The organism is Vibrio sp. CK2-1, assembly GCF_021726515.1.
Classification (GTDB): domain Bacteria; phylum Pseudomonadota; class Gammaproteobacteria; order Enterobacterales; family Vibrionaceae; genus Vibrio.
The window spans coordinates 571,520-596,523 of record NZ_JAKKCJ010000001.1; the positions used below are offsets into that span (position 1 = coordinate 571,520).

Below are 25,004 nucleotides of genomic sequence, written 5' to 3' on the forward strand. Positions count from 1 at the left end.
AAACGAGAGTTTATCAGGCGTTATCTTGTTAAATAGCGTTTCATGATGACCAGAAATAGACTATAATATTGAGCACAAGTTGCACATTCCTGTTCAACAATCTGTTTGGTCAATGGTACTACGATGAACCTATTTAGCTTGCCTATGAAAAAGGTATTAATTACCCTTATTTCGTCTTCTGCTTTTTTGTTTTTTAATACCGCTTGTGCCAGTTCAATTGACTACTCCCCAACTGAAAGTGATCAAATCTTAGTCAACCCAGATATGGGGATCGTTGATCATCAAACGATCAATATTAAAGATAATCCTTATTGGAATGTTCCAAGTTACCCCGAAACTTCTGTTGTGTATTTTCGCTGGTATTGGGAAGAGTTAGAACCAGAAAAAGGGGAATATAATTTCCAGCTTATCGATCAAACTATTCAAGATGCCGCAAAATTGAATAAAAAAGTGGTTATTCGCTTTATGACTCTGGCTGGCAAAGATGAAACTTACTATGCCGGAGCACCACTGCAATATAAAAAGGTACTCGGTATTCCATGCTGGCTGAAGAAACAATTAGACCCAGAGACTCAAGATGTTTGTGCCGATGATAATAGTTTTGTCCCTGATTATAATGACCCTATTTTTCAAGATCATTTAAATCGATTTCTTCAAGCGATGGGCGCTCGATATAACTCGAACCCTAATTTGTTGCGTTTAGATGTTGGCCTAGTCGGCACTTGGGGCGAGTGGCACTTGTACTCCCACGCACCCGATAACGCTTCAACTTTGGGTACGAATGGTTACACCTCGGAAAACTTGCAAGTTTATATTGATATGATGAAGTCAGCGTTCCCAGATAAAATGTTGACTATTGATTTGGGCACCACTGATGACGATTTTTCTGGCGCAGCCACAAGCCAAGGCTTAGGTTGGCGTGCGGATTGTATTGGTGATTGGACGCCCGGTTGGAACCATATGCAAGATGCTTACCCTCAAGCGTTATCACATATCGAAAATTCTTCCGATCCTTTGATTTTATCTCGTTGGAAACAAGCACCGGTCGATTTTGAGATTTGTTATACCATGCAAGAGTGGGCGCAGCAGCCAGAGGTTTACACTCAGCAAAAGGTTCAACAAACATTTGATACTGCACTTGATTTACACGCCTCACTTCTTAATCTTAAATCAAGTGAGATCCCACCTATATATCAACAAGCACTTGATGAGTTTAGAAAGAAACTTGGTTATAGATTGGTGCTAAAAAACCTCACAGTACAAAGTAAATTTAGAGCGGGTAGTTTTATTTCTATCCAGTCTAATTGGGTCAATAAAGGTAGTGCACCAAGTTATACTAACTACCCAGTAGTGTGGCGTTTAGTTGATAGTCAGAATAATGCGGTTGCTTATTTTGAAGCCAATAATGATATAACTCAATGGCTACCGGCAGAGTATAATGGCGATGCTCCTACGGTCTATAGCTTAGCGAATAAATTCAGGTTACCAACAAACCTTAAGCCTGGAAAATTCCAGCTAGAAGTTGGTTTGGTAAGCCAAGGATCGCGAAATGCTAAAATAAAAATTGCGATTGATAATGAAAATAATAATAACTGGTATCGATTGATGAATGTCGATATTGAATGATTCAACTTTAAATAATTATAAGAATAGGGGATTTTATTTTGGTGGGAAATAATGAATCGTAACGTTGTTAAGGTTTATAAAGATAGCTTCACCACCGTGATGAGGCTGTTTGATTTTGCTGTTATAAATTTAACTTATATAGGTTTGTTATGTATTAGCGATCAAACTATTTCTATTTTGGATATTGCTGTCGCTTTGGTGATTGCTTTTATGTTTTTATCAATAGGGATCTTTACCGGTTTCTATGATCTCTCTATTCATGATAAAAAAAGAAAAATATTACTTAAACTGACTTTTAATTCCGTTTGCTTAGTTTCCATTCTGTGGGCTTTACGCCATGCACTTGAAACTCTCCCAGGGATGATTGAGGTGTTGGCAAGAGAAAGCATCGTCCATAGTGAGTTTTTATGGTCTTATCTCATTATCCTAGCTAGCCGTATTGTTTTAACCAAGATACAAGTATCAAAACCTAAAATTGCGATTCTTGGAATGACGCCGATTGGCTTATCGGTTGAAAAAGGTTTAGTGGCGAAATATGGTTCTTCTATCGTAAATAATATCTCTTATTTTGATGAAAGAGCAGAGAGTCGATTTGGATATATAACAAGAGGAAGTCATCAAGGCACGATTGATGATCTGCTTACTATTGCGAAAAATAATGAAGTAGATGAGATTTATATCGCCTTGCCTATGGTCGCTCGAGATCGGATTAGAAATTTCTTACGTATTTTATCTGATAGTACGGTTGATATAATGATAGTCCCTGATTTATATAGTTATCATTTATCGAGTGCTCAGCTAAGAGACGTCGGTGGTATACAGTCTTTTAGTGTGTTTGCTTCTCCATTTGAAGGCTTAGGTGGCATTATTAAAAGAGTCATTGATATCGTCGTTGGTAGTTTGATTACTCTGATGATATTACCCGTGATGGCAGTCATTGCTCTAGGGGTGAAATTAAGTTCTCCTGGCCCTGTATTATTTAAGCAGGATAGATATGGCTTAGGTGGCAAAAAGATCAAAGTTTGGAAATTCCGTTCGATGAAAGTGATGGAAAATGATGCCGTTGTGACTCAAGCCACCAAAGGTGATCCTCGGGTGACGAAATTTGGCTCATTTATTCGCCGAACTTCTCTAGATGAATTACCTCAATTTTTTAATGTTCTACAAGGGACGATGTCGATCGTCGGCCCTAGACCACATGCGGTTTCTCATAATGAAGAGTATCGAAAAATCGTTGATAACTATATGATTCGCCACAAAGTGAAACCGGGCATTACTGGACTTGCGCAAATCAAAGGCTATCGAGGTGAAACGGATACGGTCGATAAGATGGTAAAACGTGTTGAGTATGATATTCGCTATATGCAAAATTGGACGCCAATTTATGACTTTAAAATTATCTTTTTGACGATTTTTAAAGGTTTTGTCAGCGAAACGGCTTACTAAAGGCTTGCTATGCGGTTGAATAGTAGCATCGCTTTATTACAGAAAAAGCAATGGTATGTACTACTACTGCTTTTTTTTGCTATTCCATCGTTTGCTGAGTTTTCCTCGAACACTCATATTGATTGGCTAGGTTTGGAGTACCAAAGTAACCTAGCGGCCGAATATGGGTACAATGATAATGTGCTTTATCAAGAGCATAACCAAGTCATTGGTTCGGATTATGTTGCGTTAAAACCGGAACTATCGATTGCCGGTAAACGCAACACCAAAGATTTTTATCTGTTTTATCAAGGTGATTACCGACAGTATAATGAGCAGCAAGTTGAAGACGATAGTTACAATGACCATTTTGTCTATGGTGCTTTTGACTGGGAGTTAGGGATCCGCCATCACCTTAGTTTAAGTGCAAGTTATAAGTTGGGTCATGAAGCTCGCGGTTCCGGTGCGACTAAGGGGTTCTATTTTTACTCAGATGGTTCCTCTGACAAGCAGGCTACCTTTAGTGATTTTAATATTACTCATGAACTAGGTACGCAGAGCAGCAATTTTTCCGCCCAATATACTTATGGGGCAAAAGGCGCGAAAGGAAATTTGATATTTGGGCTTCAAAGAAGTGAGTTGGATTACGATATATTGGATAGTTACGATCCGGTATTTCAGGATTATTTAAAAAATGAAGATTCAGTCGAAACGAGAGCAAGTATTGATTTTCGCCATCAAGTAACAGGGCATACCCGACTTGACTACACCCTAATGTATAAGACATTTGATTATCTCGATCCTGAACGTGATAACGACGAATACATCGCTCTTTTTTCTCTTATCAGTGAGTTCACAGGGAAATCTAAGTTAGAGGCTAGGGTTTATTACCTAGAGAATAAATTGGCAAGCAGCAGTAGTTCTAGCGTTAACTGGAGTTTGATGTACCAATGGAAGCCAGTAGACTACTCAACTTTTATCGTAAAATCATCGAGTGAAGCAAAAGAGAATGATAATACTGGTGATTATATTCAATCTTACCAAAATAGTGTGACTTGGAAGCATGAGTTCCTTGGTCACGTATCGAGTGATATTACGTATAATCATATAAATGATGAATATCAGATTAAAGATAATAAAGAACAATATGACTACTTAGATTTTCGCTTAGGGTACTTATTTCGGCCCAATGTGGAGTTAAGCCTTTTATACCGTTACGCATTGTTCACAAGTGATGACCGTACCGATCCAGTGTATATGGCGGGATCTGAGTATAAAAGGGACTTAGGTTATGAGCAAAATGAAGTGTCGTTATCACTTAAAGTGGGAATTTAATATGAAGAAAATATACCTTTTGCTTAGCGTGCTTGTGATGAGTTTTATGACTAACGTTGCTCTTGCGGAAGAGACAAAAAATGATAGTAATCACTACCTACTAGGTATGGGCGACCAGATCCAAATTCTCGTTTATAATGAGGCCGATTTGTCGATCAAGCTGCGAATTGATGAAAGCGGTAAGATTATGTATCCCCTAATTGGTGAGTTGCAATTAGAAGGTAAAACACCCACGCAGGTGGCGAATGAAATCCAAAAGCGCTTAAAAGATGGTTATATAAATAATCCTATGGTGACGGTAACCATGTTGGAATTTGGGCCAATTTATGTTTCAGGGGAAGTCAAAACACCGGGTAGTTATGAATATCAACCGGGATTTACTCTTGAAAAAACCATTGCGGTAGCAGGTGGCTTCACTGACCGAGCGGATAGGGATGATATCAATGTTCGTCGTGCTAATGGCACATTACTGGAAGATGTGACTGAAACCGAAGTGATATATCCTGGTGATGTCGTCATTGTTGGGCAGAGTTTTTTCTAAATCAGGTTGTTTAAATGAATTCATTATTTGTGGAAGACGGAAGTAAGTTGGAAAGCATTATTGATTTTTCCCGCTTGTTTAAAGCCATTAAAACAAATTGGTGGAAAATTGCGCTTTTCTCTGTGTTCATGACAGGGTTGGCTATTCCGCCTGTGTTAATGATGACACCCAAATATGAATCCTATGCATCTATTCTATTGAAGGCTGAATTGATTAACTCGACGACGTTTGAAAAAACCGTCGATTTTGATTCGACTCGTGGCCAGTATTACGAGACTCAATATGAGCTTTTAAAATCTCGTCGTGTTGTTGCAAAGGTAGCCGAGGAATTAAAATTATACGAAAAACCTGAATTTATTGGTGGCATCGATATTAATAGTGACACCTTAGATAAGCGCAAAGAAAAAAGTATCGAATATGTCTTTGAGCACATGAGTATTTTGCCAATCCGAAAAACGCAATTAGTTACCATTGGTTTTGAAGCAAAAAATGCTCAAGATGCAGCAGATGTTGCGAATGGTATTGTGAAGGTGTTTATTGACTTTTCTATAGAAGATAATAATCAGGCCAATTCAAAGGTAATAGGTTTTCTGCAGCAACAGGTTGATGATACTCATTCTAAATTAAAGCAAAAAGAAAATGATTTGAATGCTTTTTTGAAGCGTGAAAACCTGATTAACTTTTATGGTGTAGATGGCCTACAATCGAAAAAATTAACTTTGTTGTCTGAGGATTTAGCCACAGCAAGAGCACAGCGAATTAGTCTTGAATCTCTTTATAATATTGTACGCAAATATCAAAAGGGTGATTTAATTGATCTTATGGCAATTCCTGATGTATCTCGGCATCCGAATATTGAAAATATACGGCAAATGCTGACGGATCAGAGAACAGTATTATCTGATTTAGAAAAGCGATACGGCCCTAAACATGAACGAGTTATTCAAGCTCGCGCACAGCTGGCGATCTTGGAAAAGCAATCAAATCAACTAGTCAAAGAAATAGCCGAAGGGATTAAAGACCAATATAACGCTGCAGTATTTAAAGAGAACCAATTACAAGCTGCAGTTGATAAAAATGCACAAGGCTTCCATTTATTAGGCGTCAAAAAAACGCAATACGACAATATGATGGATGACATTACTCATACTCGTTCTCTATATAACAAGCTACTGCAACGTTTGAATGAAACGAAAGTGAATAATCAGTTTTCGGAATCAACGACTAAATCGATTGATGTTGCTATGGTTCCTGAAAATCCAACTAAACCCAATAAACCATTACTAATCATCGTCGTTGCTATTATGTCGTTATTAATTGCGGTGATGTTGGTGGTTATTGTTGCAGCGTTAAATAATAAGATCATGACGGTTAGGGATATAGGCAAACGTCTAGGGTTGAACGTGTTGGGAGAATTTAGGCTCTATAAACCCGAAACTAAAGATGCGCCCGAGATGACGGTGAAAGATGCACTGGAAAATAGCGTTAAATATCCTGCTTTAGAAGCGGCGTCTTTGGGTATGCGTAGTCAGCTTTTATTGCTTAAGAGTGAAGCCCAAGTTATTGCGGTAACATCGGCCACACAAGCGGAAGGTAAATCCTTGATATCAAGCTTAATGGCTCAGTCAATGGCGATTGATTTTAAAGTGTTGTTGGTTGATATGAATTTAAGGCAGCCAAGCTTAAGCCAGTCATTTGGTACTGAAGATGAGAAAGGATTAATCGATGCCTTATATGGTGATGACTCTGTACAGAGCTTGATTACCACTCAACCTTGGTTTGACTTCCTGCCAGCGGGTGATGTGTCTCGTTCACCATTAGTAGTGCTAACCAATCAAAAGCTAGCAGAATTGTATCAAGACTTACGTCAAGATTATGATTACATTGTTGTTGATACCCCTGCTATTGCAGATCAGAAAGATACTGTTTTAATTAGCCAATTGGTTGATGCCGGGATATTGGTTGTCGAGTCAAATTATAACTCGGCTAATATTTTACTTGAAGGTTTAGAACAGCTAAAAGACATCCAAATGTTAGGAGGAGTTCTTAATAAGGTCGATGATAAACATTTAGAGTTAAACGAAAATTTAAACTTGCCTACGGTTGAGGATATTATTCTATGAGTTTGATTAAAGGTGCTTCCATTATTGGGGCGTCCTCTGTGATATCTCAAGCGTTTGGTGCGTTTACTATTTTGTTGATGTCCTCTCAATTTGGAATGGCAGATGTTGGTAATTATGCTCTGACACTCAGTATAGTGATGATTGGTACTCAAGTATCACTATATGGTTCTCATTTTTTACTGCCCAAAGTGGAACAGGATGAGGTTGGAAAAGCCGTGATCTTTTGCATGCTACAATCATGGTGTGTGAGTGCTGTATATGTGTTTGCAGTGAGTTTTTTCTTTTCCCTTCCAATTATTTCTGTATACCTGCTAACTGCAAGCTATTCTATGATGATTATATCTGAATATATGTTTCTACGTCATAAGGCATTCAATACTTTGGCGATACAGCGTATTTCAGTGCCATTAGTGGTTTTTCTGTCTTTACTCGCTTCACCCAAAGTAGACTATTTCTATTATATTTGGGCATGCTCTCACTTAGTGTTAATTCTAACCTGGCTGTATAAGGGCATGGATTTTAGCTACTTTTCCAAACAAGATTTTAAATTCACAACTCAAAAATCATTCTTCTCTGAGCATAAGAATCACTTATCACGTATTGGGACTGCTGAGGTTGTGGCGAATGCGAGTTTACAACTGCCTACTGTACTGATTAACTACTGGTTTAGTCCATTAGTTGCTGGTTACTTTGCGGTAGTGAATCGCTTCTGTTTATCGCCAGTTTTAATACTAGGTCAATCCGTTAGAAATTATACGTTCTCAAAATGGTCAGAAGATTTCCGCAATAAAACGTTTAATTACGCCGAGTTTAAGCAAGTTCGATTATTTCTTGTGTCAATCGCCGCTATGACGGTCGCTGGAATCTACTTTGTATACCCATTAATCACGGAATACTTTGGTAATCATCAATGGATACAATCAATAGAAACGTCACGTCTGATGCTGCCTTACGTATTTGCCATGCTCGCCTTTGTACCATTAACCGTGGTAGAGCTGATTTTTGGTACTCCAAGTTCTTTCTTACGTATCCAATGTGAGCAGTTATTTATTGTCTTCTTAGCGTTTGTGCTATTGCCATTTTTCCATAAAGACTACGCACTATCATTGTTAGCTTTCACGACGCTGACGGCTGGCCGATACTTTATGGTTTATCTCAAGATCAATAAAAATGCGGCTAAGTTGCGTGAAGGCGTTGTCGAGAAATGAATACAGGGCTTTTTTTTCAAGTCTATGTATTTATCACACTAGTATTTAGTGGTACTGCTCAGTATTTCACTGAAGTACAGGCATTTCTTTGGTTACCTTTTATTATGACGATGGGAATGGTGGCTTTGTTGCCATTATTGACACGTTATAATTTTAAACAGCTCGACCATGTAGAGATTTCTATCCTAGTTTTATTTTTAGGTTTTTTCTGTTTGGCTTTAATACCATCCGTGATTCAAGTCGGAATTAAAGCAACCATTGTTGGTATTAAAAATGGCATCGGCATTTCTTTATTATTACCGTGCTTATTTTTAGGTTTTTGCCGTGAGTCTCAATTATATCGGATTTGCCAAAAATTATATTGGGTGTTTTATGCTCAAATACCATTAGTACTTTATCAGTTCATTGTAGTGGTTCCTGCTCGTGTTGCTGCACAAGGTCCTATGGATAAATTTGATTCAGTAGTCGGTACTTTCGGTGGCAGCATGAGTGCAGGCGGTAATGGCGCCTCTATGGGGCTATTTTGCTTACTTGTTATGTTGATGAAAGTATCTGAATTTAAAAATGGAGCCACGACATTATTTTCAGCTACTGCACATGTTGTGATTGGTCTGAGTATCTGTACCTTAGCTGAAGTTAAATTCGCTATATTATTAGCTCCCATATTTTTCCTTGTTGTCTATGTCAGTTCAAGTTACATAAAAGAAGTCCGGGTTATTAGTACGAAAACAATATTATTTCTATTTTTAGGTGCGGTTATATTATTGTTAATTATCATTGTTGTCTCGTCGTTAACTTATGCTACCCAATACCAAGCTAATATGGGGGTATTTGAGATGTTTCTAGATAGTACGAAATATATTTTCGACCCAACGTTAGTAGTAGCAGGGCTTGACGGCAATTTGGATGAGCTGGGCCGATTGACTGCACTATATTTCTGGGGGCAACATTCTGATGCACATGGTTTAGCTAGTCAGCTGTTTGGTTACGGCTTGAACAGTTCTAATGCCGGTGGGGCCGATCCGGGATTTTTAGCAAGACACTTTAATTTAGGTCTAGGATCTACGGCGATTGCTATTTTCTTATGGGAAATAGGTTTAATTGGCACAGCATTACTTATGTTAATGGTTTATTTGATTTTCAAATATTCGAAACCACAACCATATTTTTCTGCTAAGGACCTTTCGCTTGCTGATATGAAATTACTTTCTTATCAATCGGCGTTTAGGGCATTTATTATTGTTGGTTTTATTACCTTACCTTATTCGCCATTATTGGCTTTAATACCGGTTTTTCAGTTCCAGTTCTATTTTGCACTGGGTGCTATTTTGATTATTAGGAAAGCCACATTGACAAAACTAGAGACTTATTATGCTTAAAACTATTAGCAAAGAATTAGCTTTAAACCTTAGTTTAACGATGAAGCTATTTATCGTTAACTTCCGTTTAGCGTCGTGGTTTTACCGTAAGGGAGTATTGAAAGAAGTCTCTGTGGTTAAAGATATCGCTACTGATTCAATTGTGACAGACACTCTCGCTAGAGTGGTTAAGGAGTGCTAAGCATGGACAAGAAAATTAAGGTAATCAATTTTGTACCAGAAGAGTTGCCATCTTATCGCCCTGATGTTGATGTGCTGTATTCAAAAGAGCTCCCAAAACAAGATGTTGATACTACGATCGTTGGGGTGCCAGATAAAGAAACACTTCACCTAGAAGGTAAGAATACTCGGCTACTAACTAGTAAGAAGACCAGTAATCGCCATTTGGATTCATTGGTTTATTTCTTTAATGCCATCAAACTTACCTTTCAAGCGAAGAAGAGTGGCTTTGACCTTATTCAAGTGCGCGATATGGTTTGGGTAGGTCTTGTGTGCATGTTAATTGCCAAGTTAATCAAGTTGCCGACCACTTATTGGGTGTCTTTTCTTTATGCTGAAAGTCGTACTATGCGAGCGAAAGATAAAAGTGAGAATATCCCTAGTTGGAAGCGGCCAATTATTTTAGTTCGAGGTTTACTGGAAGAATTTATCCTTTATCGCATTATCTTACCGCATTCTGATCGCGTGTATGTGCAAAGTGACTTTATGCTCAACTATATGCAAGAAAAGGGTATCGATCCTGACAATATGGTTGTTGTACCTATGGGGGTGGATTTCGAGAAGGTAGAAAGCTTTTCAGATACCCAAGCTAAGCAGATCGAACGTTGGGGAAGCGCTCCGGTCATTGGTTATTTAGGTAGCTTAGATCGTTTACGCAAACTAGAAGTAATTATCGACGCATTCAAGCAAGCGAAAGAAATCGTGCCAGACTTAAAGCTGTTATTTGTTGGCGATTCTGAAGTGGCAATGGACCGAGAGTTCCTTCAAAAAACCGCTGATGAGATGGGCCTAACTGAAGATTTCCATATTACCGGTTGGGTCAAAACCGAAGAAGCGTGGGCTTACTTAAAAGGCGTTGATATGGTAATTGGCTTTATGAACCGTGGGTTATTATTAGATGTATCTACCCCGACCAAGGCAATGGAATACATGGCATTGAAAAAGCCGATGATTTGCAATGACTCTCCAGATCAACAGTTTGTTATTGAGCAATCGGGGTGTGGTCGAGTGACCGATGGCTCCAGCGAAGCTTATGCAGCAGCCATGATTGAACTAGCACAAAAACCAATGGCTGAGTCTGAATTAGAGGCTGGCTATCAATACATTAAAAGTAACCGCTCTTATGCATTTATCGGGCAGCAAGTCGCTTCTGATATTAAATATATTATTCAACAACAAAATTCTTAGTGGCTGGTGATGTAATGAAAGTACTGTTTGTTAATAAATTCTTTTTTCCTCATGGTGGTGCCGAAACCGTTTTCTTTCAAGAGAGAGAAATGGTGAAGAATGAAGGCTATCAAGTAATTGATTTTTCAATGCAACATGAAAAAAACGTACCATCAAAACAAGCTGAGTTTTTTGTTGAAAATGTTGACTACCATGGTAAGCATTCAGTTTTTAATAGCTTAAAAGTGGCGTTTAACTTTATACATAACCAGTATGCTTGTGATCAAATAGAAAAACTAATTAAACAAGAAAAGCCAGATATTGTTCATTTTCATAATATCTATCACCAGATCACTCCGTCAGTCATAACCGTGGCAAATAATCTAGGGTGTAAGACTGTGTTAACCGCACATGATTACCGTTCAGTTTGCCCTAATTATGGAATGCTAGCTGCTGGCAAAACCGTGGATTTAGAGAAAATATCGGGTCGCTACCTCAGCTTATTCAAGTATCAATGGCAAGACGGATCTTGGCCGAGAAGCTTTTTATTGTCATTTGAAACCCTTTTTCATCGCATTAAAAAAACGTATGAAAGTTTAGATGCATTTATTGCACCTTCCGAATTTATGAAATCCATGCTTTTACATCAAATGCCTTCAGCGAATATACATATTATTCCCAATGGCATTGACACTTCTACCACCGAAATAGGCGAAGATGGCGGATATTTTCTTTATTGTGGACGATTAATTGAAGAAAAAGGTATAGAAACTCTTGCTAAAGCACATCAGCAGTTAGGTACCGATACGCCACTAAAAGTATTGGGAACTGGCCCTTTGTTTGAACATATTGAACAGCAATATACAAATGTTGAACTGCTAGGTTTTCAAACAGGAGAAACTCTACTTAATCTTATCAAAAATGCTAAAGCGGTTATTGTGCCTTCTGAAGTGAATGAGAATTGCTCCATGTCTGTGCTTGAAGCGATGAGTTATGGCAAACCGGTGATTGGTGCCAATATCGGTGGTATTCCAGAACAAATTATTGATGGCGAGACGGGGTACTTATTTGAGGCCGGTAATGCTGATGAACTTGCGAATAAAATGCAATTACTTGCGGATGATGAAAATCTTGTCAGGGAAATGGGACAAAAATCGCGAGCAAGACTGCTAGAAAAATACTCCTTAGAAAAACATAAAACTGATCTTATGGATCTGTACACTTCGTTACTGGCTCAATAATTTATGTTAGTCATCGTGATTAAGTGTGAGCAATTAAACGGGGCTTTATTGTGAATAAATCAATTTTGGTATTGGGGACGCGTGGCATCCCGAACCTTCTCGGTGGGGTTGAGTCTCATTGCCAATCCTTGTACCCATTACTGGTTGAGAAATATGGTTTAGATATCACGGTCACCGCCCGTAAACCTTATGTTTCTTATAGTGAAAGCTCATATCATGGCGTTAAGCTCAAAGCGTTGCCTGCACTCACTAATAAGTCCCTTGAAGCGCCAGTCCATTCATTGCTGGCGGCACTTTATGCGATAAAAAGCAAAGCGGACATTGTTCATGTGCATGCCATCGGCCCAGGTTTAGTCACGCCATTATTACGTTTATTTGGCAAGAAAGTGGTGTTTACCCATCACAGCCAAAATTATGATCACCAGAAATGGGGTAAGTTAGCTAAATTTATCCTACGGCTAGGTGAAAAATTTGCAATGAAGTTTGCCTCTGAAGTGATTGTTATTTCAGATTTTATGCAGGATTTAATGAGTGAGAAATATGGCCGTGATAACTGCCATCTCATCTTTAATGGTGTTAATCCGCCGCAACTGCCCGATCAAGACAAGGTGGCTGAGTATCTATCAAAACACGGCCTGCAAGCGAGAGAGTATGTCGTGGCGGTTGGCAGATTCTCGCAAGAAAAAGGCTTAGACGTTTTATTAGAGGCATACAAGCGTAGTGGGATCAATAAAAAGTTAGTCTTGGTAGGGGATAATGACCACCCGACGGATTACAGTGAATCGTTAAAAGAAGCCGCTAGAAATACCGAAGGTGTGGTATTGACTGGATTTTTATCTGGTGACGAATTACAAAGCATCTTTTCACAAGCGGATACTTTCGTTTTACCCTCATTTAGTGAAGGTTTACCGATAGCGCTATTAGAAGCGATGTCTTTTTCTCTGCCTGCTATTGTTAGTGATATTCCAGCTAATAAAGCCGTGCATTTACCTGATAGTTACTACTTCCCGTGTGGTGACAGCCAGCGCCTAGCTGAGATGTTGATAGATCAGGTTGATCAAGCTCCTGTGTCTTATGATGAATATCTAAAAAGGTATGACTGGGATTTAATCGCACAGCAGACCTATGACGTTTACTTGCTTGCGGCTGATGAGAAGTAACGTCTACTAATCCTTTGATAAAGTTACAGGCAGCATTGATTGCTGTAAAGAGGCGATAAGCGTGGAGCAAAAGTACACTGAAGAACAGCGACAGGTCATTTCTCGTGTGATGCGAGCAATACCTCAAGAGGTTCTTAATAGCTTTGATAGTAAGCAACGAGACGCGATTGAAATGGCTGTTGCCGTTAACAATGTAAGAAATGATCACTATGTTGATTTTCGACCAGTAATCGGTTTTGGTCGCTGGCGTTATTATGCGGTATTTTTGCTAGGTAAAGACCGACGTAAGACTCCAGAGCGATCAAGCTCATTATCCATGATGCTAAAATCACTGTTTATTCTTGCGAGTATTTTTGTGCTTTTTGCTTGTGCTGTTTTAGTCATGTATTTAATTAAATCGGCATTGGGTATTGATATTTTTCAGCATTTTTCTTTTGGTGTATGGGATTACTTCCAAAGTCATTTTTTAAATTAAATTTAATCGGTCGTATGAGTCATAGGTTTTAATATTTATTTATGTTTAAAAGAAAATCATTTATTTCTGTTTTTGTAATTAGTATGACAATCGCTCTATTTACAGCGGGCTGTGGTAATAATGAATACCCATGGAAGCAAGATAATTCCTCGACTAGTGATAATCGTGAACAATATGCAATGGAAAACCCATTTGACTACATTGTGAATAGCGATGATCCTAATGCGCCACAATGGAATCAAAGCTTAAATAATGGTGTGGGTGGTTATGAGCCGAAGCCAACCGATACTCGTGAGCAAATCGTACTTAGCCCTGAGCAACTCAATATTGCTGCAGGTGAAAGCCAAAGCTATGAAAATAAAATTATTTATATCCGAGCAGCAGAGGGTGATGAAACGCTTCATGAGCTGAATATTAAAGGTTCCTTGAGCTTTACAAACTGTTTATTGCTGTGGGATCAGTATGTTGAAGAGCAGCTTAAATTCAAAGTAACCGGCCAACTAGACATTACCGATTCTTATGCTTTTTCACACACAGGAAGTTGGATTGCTTGGGATTTCTTAGGAAATAGTGTGATTAACTTTGACCACTTTCAAGGTACGCCGTGGACAACCATTAATGGGCCTGTGACCTATTCTGCCGTTAATTATTCAACGGTACATATGACGATTTTAAACTCTGTGAACGGTGCGGATGTGAATGTTGACCAATCACATAGTATTTGGTTAGAGATGTATCCGATGTCTGGGGATAGTACGCTTGAGCTCGCTAAAAACCATGTTTGGAGTGATTTAAACCTAGATAGCATGTGGTTGAACACAACCTTTGATATCACGGATTCTTATATCTATGAGCAAGATATCGCACTAAAACAGGAAGTAAACTTAACGGTTGAAAATGCTACTGATGGGTTTGGTCTCGGCTGGGAAATAAGTCCAGAGTCTTTTGATAGCTCAATGCCCGATCATAGCTGTACACTAGATGGACTCGGTAGCCCGGACGGCCGTGATGCTGCTAAAGTGGTTGATGATAAAACTTGGACATGTGGTAATAGCTCTTTAACCCTGCGTAATTCAAAAGTGTCTACAACTTGGCCTGATTTGGAAGGTGATGTTGATTTAACAGTGATGAATTCTTATTTGGTCGATCCAAGAATGTATGGACGAGATATCTCGCCAGTCGGTACTTACACGATTAAAGACTCAACCGCAGAAGCACCAATGGCAATATCTGGCGGTCAGATGTATTTAGATAATGTACAAATTCTCAATACACTGAATGCTACAGGGGCAAACAGTTTGATCCAAGGTTATAAGGTGACTAGCTTTGATCCGAATACGCCTTATACGCTGAATGAAAGTGATGGTGGCGAATATCAAGAGCTTGATGCGCCACTTTAACGACGGGTATTAACGCGATAAATTTTCGTCGATAACTATTAAAAAGCTCCACTTTTCTTGCTTGAATTTCTTCAGCTTGAAAGGTGGAGCTTTTTAGTTATTGGTAATAGGTTAAAACTAATGGTAGTGGTCAACTAAAGTTAAAGGTTATAGATGGCAGATATTACCTCACTTCGTCGCCTCATCCACCAAATACAAAATTGATTGATAAGGCAGGCCGCTGTGATGAGATAAGCCGATTTCACAGGTTAAACTATTACTAAAACCTCGGCTGCAATGTACGGGGACTTGCCCTTTAAGTGGGGATAGGGCAGCGGCATTAAGCTCTGGGGTGTTAAAGCCTTTATCGCCAGCCCAGCCGCAACATTGAATATGCTCAGGCACTATTACTTTCTTGGCGCAACGTTGTGCCAGTTCAATCATGGTGCTTTCCAGCCCTAGCGTACGCGCACTACAAGTCACATGAAGCATAACCGTTTCATTAATTGGCTTTAGGTTGAGATGAGGTGTCACATGTTGCATGACAAATTCAGAAGGTTCAAACAGGTGTAACGGCTTAGTAAACTGCTCTTGGCTTTGTTTTACACACGGACTGGTATCCATCAAAATTGGGTATAAACCTTGATGGCTTGCTTGCCATAAACTGTCTTCTAAATCTTTCGCCTTACTGTCACCTAATTGGTTTAATCCTTTGCTCTTATAAGGCATACCGCAGCATTGATTATCCAAATCTTTAGGGAGAATAATATCGAAGCCCGCTTTGGTGAGTAGCGACATCGTGACTTCTGTTAGTGATTGCTTACTATGATTCGATGTAGAGGTTCGGCTGATGCATGATGGAAAGTAAACCACTTTACGGTGTTGAACATCGGCGATTTTAAATAGATCTTGTTGCGCTTGTTTTTGAGTATCCATCGGCAATTTATGATGGTTAGCGTTTGGGATCTCTGGTAGCCATAAAGGTAGTCGATTGCCGCTTACTCGACGAGTACCGTTGGCGACTTTGGACACCAGCGCATTGGGCAACAATTTAGAAATAATGTGGTTAATGGTGAGCCCATGTTTAACCCATTTTGTAGATCGGCTGAAATGTTCATGAGTCCAACGAGCGATTAGAGGTGCTTTGCCTGTGTGGTGTTCGGAGCGTAATTTCTTTATTAAATCGCCAGTATTTATCCCAACCGGACAACGTTGTTCGCATAACCCTGTCGCGGCACAGGTTTCAATACCCTGGTAGTTAAACAGTTTTTCTAGTTCCGGCGCAGTTGCTTTACCATCGCGCTTTTGTTGCTGTAATTCTCGGTACAACACAATGCGTTGGCGGGGCGATAAACTTAAAGTGCGCGAAGGACAAACCGGTTCACAGAAACCACATTCAATGCAGCGGTCGACTAACTCATCGGCTTTTGGCATAGGTTTGAGATCGCTTAAATGGGCGTGGGGATTATCGTTAATAATCACACCGGGATTCAGTAAACTTTGAGGATCAAATAGCTGCTTAATTTCTTGCATCAAACGGTAGCCTTGTTTGCCCCATTCAAGTTCAACATACGGCGCCATATTGCGTCCAGTGCCGTGTTCTGCTTTGAGTGAACCTTGGTACTTCACCGCAACCAGTTGAGTCACTTCATCCATAAATTGACCATAGCGATCAATTTCGGTTTGCGCGTCAAATCCTTGGGTAAATACAAAGTGTAAGTTGCCATCTAAGGCATGTCCGAAAATAATGCCTTCAGAGTAGTCATACTTTTCAAACAACTGCTGCAGTTCACGAACGCCTTGCGCTAAGTGTTCCACTGGAAAAGCCACATCTTCAATAATGACGGTAGTACCTGATTCTCTTACCGCGCCTACTGCGGGGAATAAACCTTTACGGATATCCCACAAGCCTGCAACAGTTTTGGGATCGGAGGTAAAGGGAACCGATTCAATAATTTCAAATGAAGCCACACGCTCTAAAATGGTATCGCATTGTTGCTGTAGTTTTTCTTGGTCGTTGGCGTGGGACTCAATCAATAATGCTGCCGCTTCTAAGTCTAGGTCTTTAATAAAGCTAGGCATGCCCGGTTTATTGGCGACCGAACGTAAAGATCGTCCATCCATCATCTCAACCGCGGCAACCGGAGAATTCGATAGAACGGTTACTGCTTGGCTAGCTTGTTCAATATTTTCAAATACCAACAGGGCAGAGGCTTTATTAGCGTGCTCTTCTACCGTGTTGTAAGTGATTTCGGCAATAAAGCCTAATGTGCCTTCAGAGCCGATCATCAAATGTTGAATGATCTGAATCGGGTCACTGAAATCCACTAAAGCATTAATTGAATAACCGGTGGTGTTTTTTAAACGGTATTTGTGTTGAATAAGGTGTGCCAGTTCGTGATTGGCTTTAGTGGCTTGGGCAAGAGCGCCAATTTTACTAATAAAGGTTGCATTGGACTTTTTAAAGGCTTCCACACTACTTGGATTACCAGTGTCTAAAATCGAGCCGTTGGCAAACACGATTTTCATGCTTTCTAACGTTTGGTAAGAGTTTTGCGCGGTGCCACAGCACATGCCACTGGAATTGTTGGCGGCGATACCACCTATCTTACAAGCGTTAATAGATGCCGGATCGGGGCCGATTTTTCGTGCAAAAGGTGCAAGGTATTTATTAGCATCAGCACCAATAACTCCCGGTTGGAGCGTGATTTGTTGACCATTATCGTGAATCTGATGGGTACGCCAATCGTCGGTTAGGGTAATGAGAACGGAATCAGAAACCGCTTGGCCAGATAAACTGGTACCTGCGGCGCGAAAAGTGAAGGGTAGTTCAAGCGTTCGACAGCAGCGCATGGCATACAGTACTTCTTCTAAATCTTTTAATCTCAACACCAACTTAGGCACTAAGCGATAAAAACTGGCATCGGTGCCATAAGCAAGGCATTTATCTTGCTGAGTAATGATGCGATCGCTATCAATGCGTTTAACTAATGCGTGCTCAAGTTGAGAATAGATGCCCATGCTTCCTGCTTTATTATCAATATATTAACGAGGTTGTGAGCAAGTATAGGGTGTGACGGAAGCTAACAAAAGTGATAGTGACAGAATTTGTCGGAATGGATCGTGTAAAACAAAAAAGGTAGCGAGCACTGCCTTTTGTGAGGGTGAAATTACATTACAAGCGTAATCACAACCTCAAGGGAATGATTTTCATTGTATGTTTTATAAGCGCTTAAACAGGAAAGGTACTTAAATCACTCAAATTGAAATAAAAATCGGCTATTCTCTAATAACAAACTTTAAAGTAGGGATTGCTTATGACGATGTATTCTTCCTCCCTCAGCTTATCAAGCGACAAGCTATATCACCCTGCTGAACTCGAACAGCTGCCTTGTAAATCGACCAAAGATATTCCGCCGATTGATGAAATCGTCGGCCAAGAACGCGCGCAAAAAGCGGTGGAATTTGCGATGTCGATTAAAGACAAGGGCTACAACATATATGCGACTGGGCAAAATGGCCTAGGTAAACGCACCATGATCTTGCGCTATTTGAATCGCCATCAACCTGACGATATGCAAGTGTTTGACTGGTGTTATGTCGCCAACTTTGAAGATATCCGCCAGCCGAAAGTACTTAAACTACCAAGCGGTATCGGCAAAGCATTTCGTCAAGATATGGAAAAACTACTGGCGAAATTGGTAAAAGCGATTCCGCTGGCGTTTGATAATGAAGTGTATTTCACCCGTTCTGAAAAGTTGAAAAATCAGCTTAATCAAAAGCAGCAATCGGCGCTTGAAGAAATCAGCAAGATAGCGAAAGAGAAAGGGGTAAGTCTGACTATTACCTTGCAAGGTGACTATGAGTTTATCGCCATGCAAAATGAAGAAGAAGTCCATACTGAAGAAAGCTTTCTGGAATTAAGCAAAAAAGATCAGGAAAAATTCCACAGTACGATTGATGCGTTAGAAATTCAGTTGCGTGGCATGATCCGTCAATTAACGGAGTGGGAAGAAGCGTTTAGCGAAAAGATGAAAAAGCTAAACGATGAAACCGCGCTCGAAGTTTTTTCTCATCTGATCAAAGCACTGAAAAAAAGCTATTCAAAGTATCCAGAAATTAAGCAATATCTGACCGATCTACAAAAAGATATTGTTGAAAATGTCGACCAGTTTTTACAAGAGTCGAATGAGCAAAATGAAATTGCCTCCGCCTCTTTAGATAGTAAATTACCGCGTCGTTATTCCATTAATGTGTTGGTCAGTCAGGCTAAAGATTCGTTTCCAATCATAGTCGAAGACAACCCGAATTATCATTCGCTATTTGGCTGTGTGGAAACCGCGACCTACAAAGGCACTGTGTTTACCGACTTCTCACTAATTCGCGCCGGTAGCATGCACAAAGCCAATGGCGGTGTATTGCTGATGGATGCGATTAAGGTACTTGAACAACCTTATGTGTGGGATGGAATTAAACGTGCGCTACGTGCCCGCCAGTTGAGCTTAACGTCGCTGGAAAAAGAGGTCACGTTAACTGGTGCGGTTTCGCTGGATCCTGAGCCTATTCCGCTAGATGTGAAAATCATTCTGTTTGGTGATTATCGCACTTACCAATTGCTGCAGCACTACGATCCAGAATTTAGCGAACTATTCCGTGTTACGGCCGATTTTGAAGATGAAATGAAGCGTACCCCAGAAGCAGAGATGCATTATGCACGCTTTATTTCTAGTATTGTGCATGACAACAATATGCTGCATTGCGATAAAAAAGCGATTGCTAAGATCATTGAGCACAGTTCACGTAACGCGGGCGATCAGAATAAGTTGTCGCTCCATTCGGCGCATATTGCTAACTTATTGCGTGAGTCTAACTACGTTGCTAGAAGCGCAAAATCGAGTTTGATTCGAGCTTCGCATGTTGAACAAGCGTTGAATAACCAACAAATGCGCGTGAGTCGTTTACAAGATAACGTGATGGAAACCTTCACCAACGGTACCACCTTAATTAAAACCGAGGGTAGTGCGGTTGGCCAGGTAAATGCGTTGTCAGTACTCTCAACCAGCGACCACATGTTCGGTGCGCCTAATCGTATTACCGCTACCACCGCATTTGGTGATGGCGATATTTTAGATATTGAACGCAATGTTGATCTCGGCGGAAGCATTCACTCTAAAGGTGTAATGATTTTATCTGCTTATCTAGCCTCGATTTTAGGTCGCAGCGCTAAGATTCCGCTGACTACTCATATCACTTTTGAGCAATCTTATGGGGGCGTCGATGGAGACAGTGCCTCGATGGCGGAAGTGTGCGCGATTGTTTCAGCATTTTCGAAACTCCCACTACGGCAAGATATCGCGATTACTGGCTCGATGAATCAGTTTGGTGAATCGCAGCCCATTGGTGGTGTGAATGAGAAGATCGAAGGCTTCTTTGATGTCTGTGCCATTAAAGGTAGAAGTTCAACTCAAGGGGTGATCATTCCTCAATCGAATGTCCATAACCTGATGCTACGTAAAGATATTGTTGAAGCGGTACACAAAGGCGAGTTTCATATCTGGGCAATCGAGCATGTGACGCAAGCCTTGTCGATTTTCACCGGAATAGAAGCCGGAGAATTGGAAGATGATTTCACCTATCCAGCGGGCAGTATTTTTGGTATTACCCAAGCCAAACTCAATGCACTAAGAAAATAATACGGCACAAGCATTGACCTTCTAGTAACAGGAAGCTTTATCATTTGATCCAGTTAATTGGTAAAGCTTTTATTTTGTGGAGGACAAATCAATGGGATGTTGTAATCAAGCGCCAAACGGCGGCGGTGACTTAAAAATGGCGATGAAAGTGTTTGGGATCATCGCCTTAGTCGTACTCGTGCTGGTGGTCATTTTTGGTTAATTCAAAGCTGAATCAATACAAGTAGATGATTCGAAAGGAAGTGTTTTAATGCGAGAGTCATTACGAGAGAAGGTTATTGTTGTTTGTACTAAGAAAATAGAACAAAAGGGCGATAATGTCGGTGTGTCATTTTACGCCTTTTTCGCCAATAAAAACGATAATCCAGAGCTTTTAATGGAAGCCGCAACTTGGTGGATCCAAACGCATAAGCTAGATCACTTTGAGAAAGCCACCAAGATCATTGAGATGGTGAAAGCGGGAAAGTAGCCCTTTGGATTATGGTTTGAAGTACTGGTCAATGAAATCCTGTATTGGCATTGGTTTGGCGAAGTAATAGCCTTGTAAGTAATCAACGCCTCTTTCACTTAAATACTGGACTTGAAGCTCACTCTCAACCCCTTCTGCAATAATACTGACATTTAATCGCTGTGATAGATCGATGATGTTATCTACAAGTTGGGCTGTTATTGCCCCCGTATCGATTAAATCAACAAAAGATTTATCAATTTTGATGGTATCGATGCTTAAATTCTTTATGTAATCTAAGGTTGAGTGGCCAGTACCAAAATCATCGATTGCTAATTTTGCCCCCATAACCTGTAGAGCAGAAATAGCATGATTTGTTTGTTCATAGTCAGTAATCAACTCACGCTCTGTTATTTCGATTAACAGTTCAGAATGCTTACCTGTTGGTGTGCCTTTAAATTCTTCGCAACATTTGATTAAAGACTGTTGGTGGTTTTCATCAAAGTGTTTTGCACTAATATTGACACCAACATGAAAATCTTTTGGAAGTTGGTTCGCGATAGGATTTAGTTCCTTGGCGACATTTCCCATTAATTGTTCAGTGATAGGGATAATTAACCCAGATTGCTCTGCCGCTGGAATAAAAGTATCTGGATAAATCATTCCATGAGGCTTTAACCAACGTATTAACACCTCTAAGCCTGCCAGCTCTCCTTTCGCGTTCATTATTGGCTGTACATAAGGCACAAACTCATTATTGATTAACGCTTTTTTCATTTGATGAACGGACGATGGGCTACGTGTTTTAATAAAACTCAAGCAGGCATAGCTGAGTGCTAAGAGTGCAAATATGATGAGTAAAAAAAGGTTTTCCTTGAGACCGTATGCGATGTAGTCATCTAACGTTATTTTGGTGCTTAGTTTGAATGGGTGATTTTCTGAAGCGTGTGTAATTGGGTAGCGACCATCGTTCTCTGTTAGATTGCCTTGGTTATCTAAATAGAAGTCTTCAGTTTCTATGGAAAATTTATCTAGATTTTTAACGACATCAAGAGAGTTATAAATATTACTGCCTGCTATGGTCAAAAATAATATTTTCCCTCTAACGTGACGCTTCAAAATTAACAGAGGATGTCCAGGGGTAAGCGTGTCGGATTTCTTAATGAATAAATCGGAATCTTCAAAAGAGTCTAAGTTAAATTTATAGCCAAGTAACTTATCGCTTGTTGAACATACAATGACACCATTATGATCTTCAATATTAAAGCTTTGAAGACCTTGCACAATGTCGACTAAGTTTTTCATGATAGGCAAGCTTTCATCACATGATTCAGAAAGGTACAGCTCTACTTTATCTAGTGCCGAATATGAATTATCAAGAATATTATCAATTAAGGCGGTACCTATATTGAGCCGTCTTTCTGTTTGCGCTTTAACGCCATAAACCGTTTGATAAATAAAAAGTGAGCAGCCAATAATTAGTAACAGGAAAGATATGCAAGGTGCTGATTTTGCGCCATTGTGAATGAAGTTTTGATAATAACGCATTCTACATACCTTTTAAGAGGATAATTCAAGACTAGAAACTTATTAACTTTTATCATACATCCTGCATCGTTTAAATTAAAATTAGTTACAGTTTAATTTGTGTAAGATCAATTTCATATTTAGTAGAAATGTATAAAAACCTCAAACTTCATATGAAGCTTGAGATTTTTCGTTTATTAGATATATACAAAGTAGGCTAGTTTACGCTTTCGTTACCCGTTTAATCACGCTAGATCTAAGGGATCAATACAAACTTCCCAAAGTGGTTCTTTTGTAAAAACTCAGTTTGGGCTTGGGCGATTTGTTCAAGAGGGAAGGTTTTCGCGACTAGTGGCTTAATTTCGTTGTTCTCTATGTATTGAACTAGGTTAGGGAATACGGGTTCATCCCATGCGGTTGTTCCAATCAGAGTGATGTCTTTTAGGTATAACTTTCGAAGGTCGATGTTGACAACTGGCCCGGCGATAGCTCCTGATGTTGCAAGGCGTCCACCGCGTTTAAGTATTGTTAATTGTAATCCAAAGTTCTCACCAGCCACATTATCGATGACAATATCGACACTGTTTTCACCTAAAGCCTGAATGAGATCGTCATTACGATCTAAAATCTTATCAGCACCTAACGTTTGCACGGATGCGTGGTTAGCCTTGGAAGCCACAGCAAAAACAGTGGCGCCACGACGCTTAGCCAGTTGAACGGCTGCTGAACCAATGCCACCAGAAGCGCCCATGACTAAAACGGTATCCGATTCTTTCACGCTAGCTCTATGTAGCATGTTCTCAGCAGTGCCGTATGCACAAGGTATGCTGGCAAGTTGCTCATCATTCCATTGAGATTGAACCGGAAAGACTTCACTTGCCGGTACTTTTACATACTCGGCAAAGGCACCATCAAAGTCCGATGCCATCCAGATGTTGTCGACATCGTTAAAGCCGTTAGTTCTCATGCAAGGTCTGACTAAGACACGTTGATCGATAAGCTTTTTGTGTGTGTCGTTTGCAGCATCAACCACGATACCGCAGCAATCCGTTCCTTGAATTAGAGGGAAAGGGGTTTCTTTACTCCAGCCGCCATCTTTTAAAGTATTAAAATCGCCTTGGTCGGCCATGTCATTGGTTGAGGTGTTTACATCACCAGAGTACCAGCCCATTCGAGTGTTGATTTCAGTGTTGTTGACTCCGGCAGCAAGTACTTTGATTAAAACCTCTCCATCGGAAAGCTCAGGAATCGCTACGTCCTGATAGACAAGTTTATCGAGACCGCCTTGCTCCATTGTTACAACGGCTTTCATCGTTTTATCTTGTTTCATCTCTTTAGTCCTTTAGATAAATTTGCAATATAATGTTGAGTTGATAACCTAGGTATAGTGATCACTATACTTTCATTGTGAGGCATAAATGTCAAAGAAAGATGACTTACTCCAATCTGCAGAGATCTTGTTTTATCAGGAAGGTTTTCATCGAACGGGTGTCGCCAAAATAGCCGAGCACGCTAATACCACTCAGCGCACGCTGTACAAGCACTTTGCAACTAAAGAGGCGTTGATTTTGGCGATTATGGAGCAAAGAGAAAGTAGATATTGGCAAGAAATTAAGCGGTTGGATGAGGCTTATTCACAAGGTAGATGGTCGTTAGTGCCGTTTTATGCACTGAAAGATTGGTTTGAGAAGCAAAACCACGGAGGCTGTTTTTATTTAAATGCCTTGTCTGAATACCAAGGAAAAGATGACGATATCGTTCAATATGTTCGAGATTACAAGCAGCGACGAGAAGATGACTTAGTTAATCGGCTGGAAAAAGATGGAATATTTCAACCCGATTTAGCTTCGCTGTTGATGTTAATTTATGAAGGAATTACCGCTTCTTCTGCACTTGGCATTTCAGAGTCAACTTGGGAAAAGACACTTGCGCATATTTCACAATTGCTGATGGATAGGTGATTGGTCTCAAACAAAAAAGCTCAAACTTCATCTGAAATTTGAGCTTTTATTATCAAGTTAACCGTAATCAAGTCAATCGTAGCTGAATGGGTTATTT

The 25,004-nt window shown here is 39.9% G+C and carries 19 protein-coding genes; 16 read left to right on the plus strand and 3 right to left on the minus strand.

The window, feature by feature from the left end:
• Positions 1-123: 123 nt before the first annotated feature.
• From L3V25_RS02475 to L3V25_RS02535, 13 genes are all read left to right on the plus strand, one after another.
• A complete protein-coding gene (locus L3V25_RS02475) occupies positions 124-1,626 on the plus strand; it encodes a DUF4832 domain-containing protein (protein WP_237293914.1) in 1,503 nt (500 codons plus the stop codon).
• Positions 1,627-1,677: 51 nt separating this feature from the next.
• Positions 1,678-3,072: an undecaprenyl-phosphate glucose phosphotransferase gene (locus L3V25_RS02480; protein ID WP_237293915.1), complete on the plus strand. Its 1,395-nt coding sequence runs from the start codon at positions 1,678-1,680 to the stop codon at positions 3,070-3,072.
• Between the two features lie 9 nt (positions 3,073-3,081).
• Positions 3,082-4,386 (plus strand): hypothetical protein, encoded by a 1,305-nt coding sequence (locus L3V25_RS02485; RefSeq protein ID WP_237293916.1) that lies wholly within the window; start codon positions 3,082-3,084, stop codon positions 4,384-4,386.
• A gap of 1 nt (position 4,387) precedes the next feature.
• Complete coding sequence (locus L3V25_RS02490) at positions 4,388-4,927, plus strand: polysaccharide biosynthesis/export family protein (protein ID WP_237293917.1); 540 nt, start codon at positions 4,388-4,390, stop codon at positions 4,925-4,927.
• 14 nt (positions 4,928-4,941) lie between these two features.
• A complete protein-coding gene (locus L3V25_RS02495) occupies positions 4,942-7,050 on the plus strand; it encodes a polysaccharide biosynthesis tyrosine autokinase (protein ID WP_237293918.1) in 2,109 nt (702 codons plus the stop codon).
• On the plus strand, positions 7,047-8,258 hold the full coding sequence (locus L3V25_RS02500; RefSeq protein WP_237293919.1) for a capsular biosynthesis protein: 1,212 nt from the start codon (positions 7,047-7,049) through the stop codon (positions 8,256-8,258). Before L3V25_RS02495 ends, L3V25_RS02500 begins: the two co-directional genes overlap by 4 nt.
• Entirely contained in the window at positions 8,255-9,637 is a 1,383-nt protein-coding gene (locus L3V25_RS02505) for a capsular biosynthesis protein (RefSeq protein WP_237293920.1), read from the plus strand. Before L3V25_RS02500 ends, L3V25_RS02505 begins: the two co-directional genes overlap by 4 nt.
• Positions 9,630-9,818, plus strand: coding sequence for a hypothetical protein (locus tag L3V25_RS02510; protein ID WP_237293921.1), 189 nt, complete (start codon positions 9,630-9,632; stop codon positions 9,816-9,818). The genes L3V25_RS02505 and L3V25_RS02510 overlap by 8 nt, the downstream gene beginning before the upstream one ends.
• A gap of 2 nt (positions 9,819-9,820) precedes the next feature.
• A complete protein-coding gene (locus L3V25_RS02515) occupies positions 9,821-11,044 on the plus strand; it encodes a glycosyltransferase (RefSeq protein ID WP_237293922.1) in 1,224 nt (407 codons plus the stop codon).
• 14 nt (positions 11,045-11,058) lie between these two features.
• On the plus strand, positions 11,059-12,264 hold the full coding sequence (locus L3V25_RS02520) for a glycosyltransferase family 4 protein (protein WP_237293923.1): 1,206 nt from the start codon (positions 11,059-11,061) through the stop codon (positions 12,262-12,264).
• A 50-nt stretch (positions 12,265-12,314) separates the two neighbouring features.
• Complete coding sequence (locus L3V25_RS02525; RefSeq protein WP_237293924.1) at positions 12,315-13,424, plus strand: glycosyltransferase family 4 protein; 1,110 nt, start codon at positions 12,315-12,317, stop codon at positions 13,422-13,424.
• A 61-nt stretch (positions 13,425-13,485) separates the two neighbouring features.
• Complete coding sequence (locus tag L3V25_RS02530) at positions 13,486-13,899, plus strand: hypothetical protein (RefSeq protein WP_237293925.1); 414 nt, start codon at positions 13,486-13,488, stop codon at positions 13,897-13,899.
• Positions 13,900-13,982: 83 nt separating this feature from the next.
• Positions 13,983-15,299, plus strand: coding sequence for a hypothetical protein (locus L3V25_RS02535; RefSeq protein ID WP_237293926.1), 1,317 nt, complete (start codon positions 13,983-13,985; stop codon positions 15,297-15,299).
• Between the two features lie 168 nt (positions 15,300-15,467).
• Here the strand turns inward: L3V25_RS02535 and L3V25_RS02540 are convergent, their stop codons facing one another.
• Positions 15,468-18,299, minus strand: coding sequence for an FAD-binding and (Fe-S)-binding domain-containing protein (locus L3V25_RS02540; RefSeq protein WP_237293927.1), 2,832 nt, complete (start codon positions 18,297-18,299; stop codon positions 15,468-15,470).
• Positions 18,300-18,601: 302 nt separating this feature from the next.
• On the opposite strand from L3V25_RS02540, the gene L3V25_RS02545 reads away from it, so the two are divergent.
• On the plus strand, positions 18,602-20,971 hold the full coding sequence (locus L3V25_RS02545) for an ATP-binding protein (protein WP_237294333.1): 2,370 nt from the start codon (positions 18,602-18,604) through the stop codon (positions 20,969-20,971).
• Between the two features lie 250 nt (positions 20,972-21,221).
• Positions 21,222-21,440: a DUF6500 family protein gene (locus L3V25_RS02550; protein WP_237293928.1), complete on the plus strand. Its 219-nt coding sequence runs from the start codon at positions 21,222-21,224 to the stop codon at positions 21,438-21,440.
• 9 nt (positions 21,441-21,449) lie between these two features.
• On the opposite strand, the gene L3V25_RS02555 is transcribed toward L3V25_RS02550, so the two are convergent.
• Together L3V25_RS02555 and L3V25_RS02560 are read right to left on the minus strand one after the other, a co-directional pair.
• Positions 21,450-22,967 (minus strand): EAL domain-containing protein, encoded by a 1,518-nt coding sequence (locus L3V25_RS02555; protein ID WP_237293929.1) that lies wholly within the window; start codon positions 22,965-22,967, stop codon positions 21,450-21,452.
• Positions 22,968-23,202: 235 nt separating this feature from the next.
• On the minus strand, positions 23,203-24,276 hold the full coding sequence (locus L3V25_RS02560) for an alcohol dehydrogenase family protein (protein ID WP_237293930.1): 1,074 nt from the start codon (positions 24,274-24,276) through the stop codon (positions 23,203-23,205).
• Between the two features lie 88 nt (positions 24,277-24,364).
• Between L3V25_RS02560 and L3V25_RS02565 the strand changes: the two genes are divergently transcribed.
• Positions 24,365-24,907 carry a TetR/AcrR family transcriptional regulator gene (locus tag L3V25_RS02565; protein WP_237293931.1) on the plus strand — a complete coding sequence of 181 codons (543 nt, stop codon included), beginning with the start codon at positions 24,365-24,367 and terminating at the stop codon, positions 24,905-24,907.
• Positions 24,908-25,004: the final 97 nt, after the last annotated feature.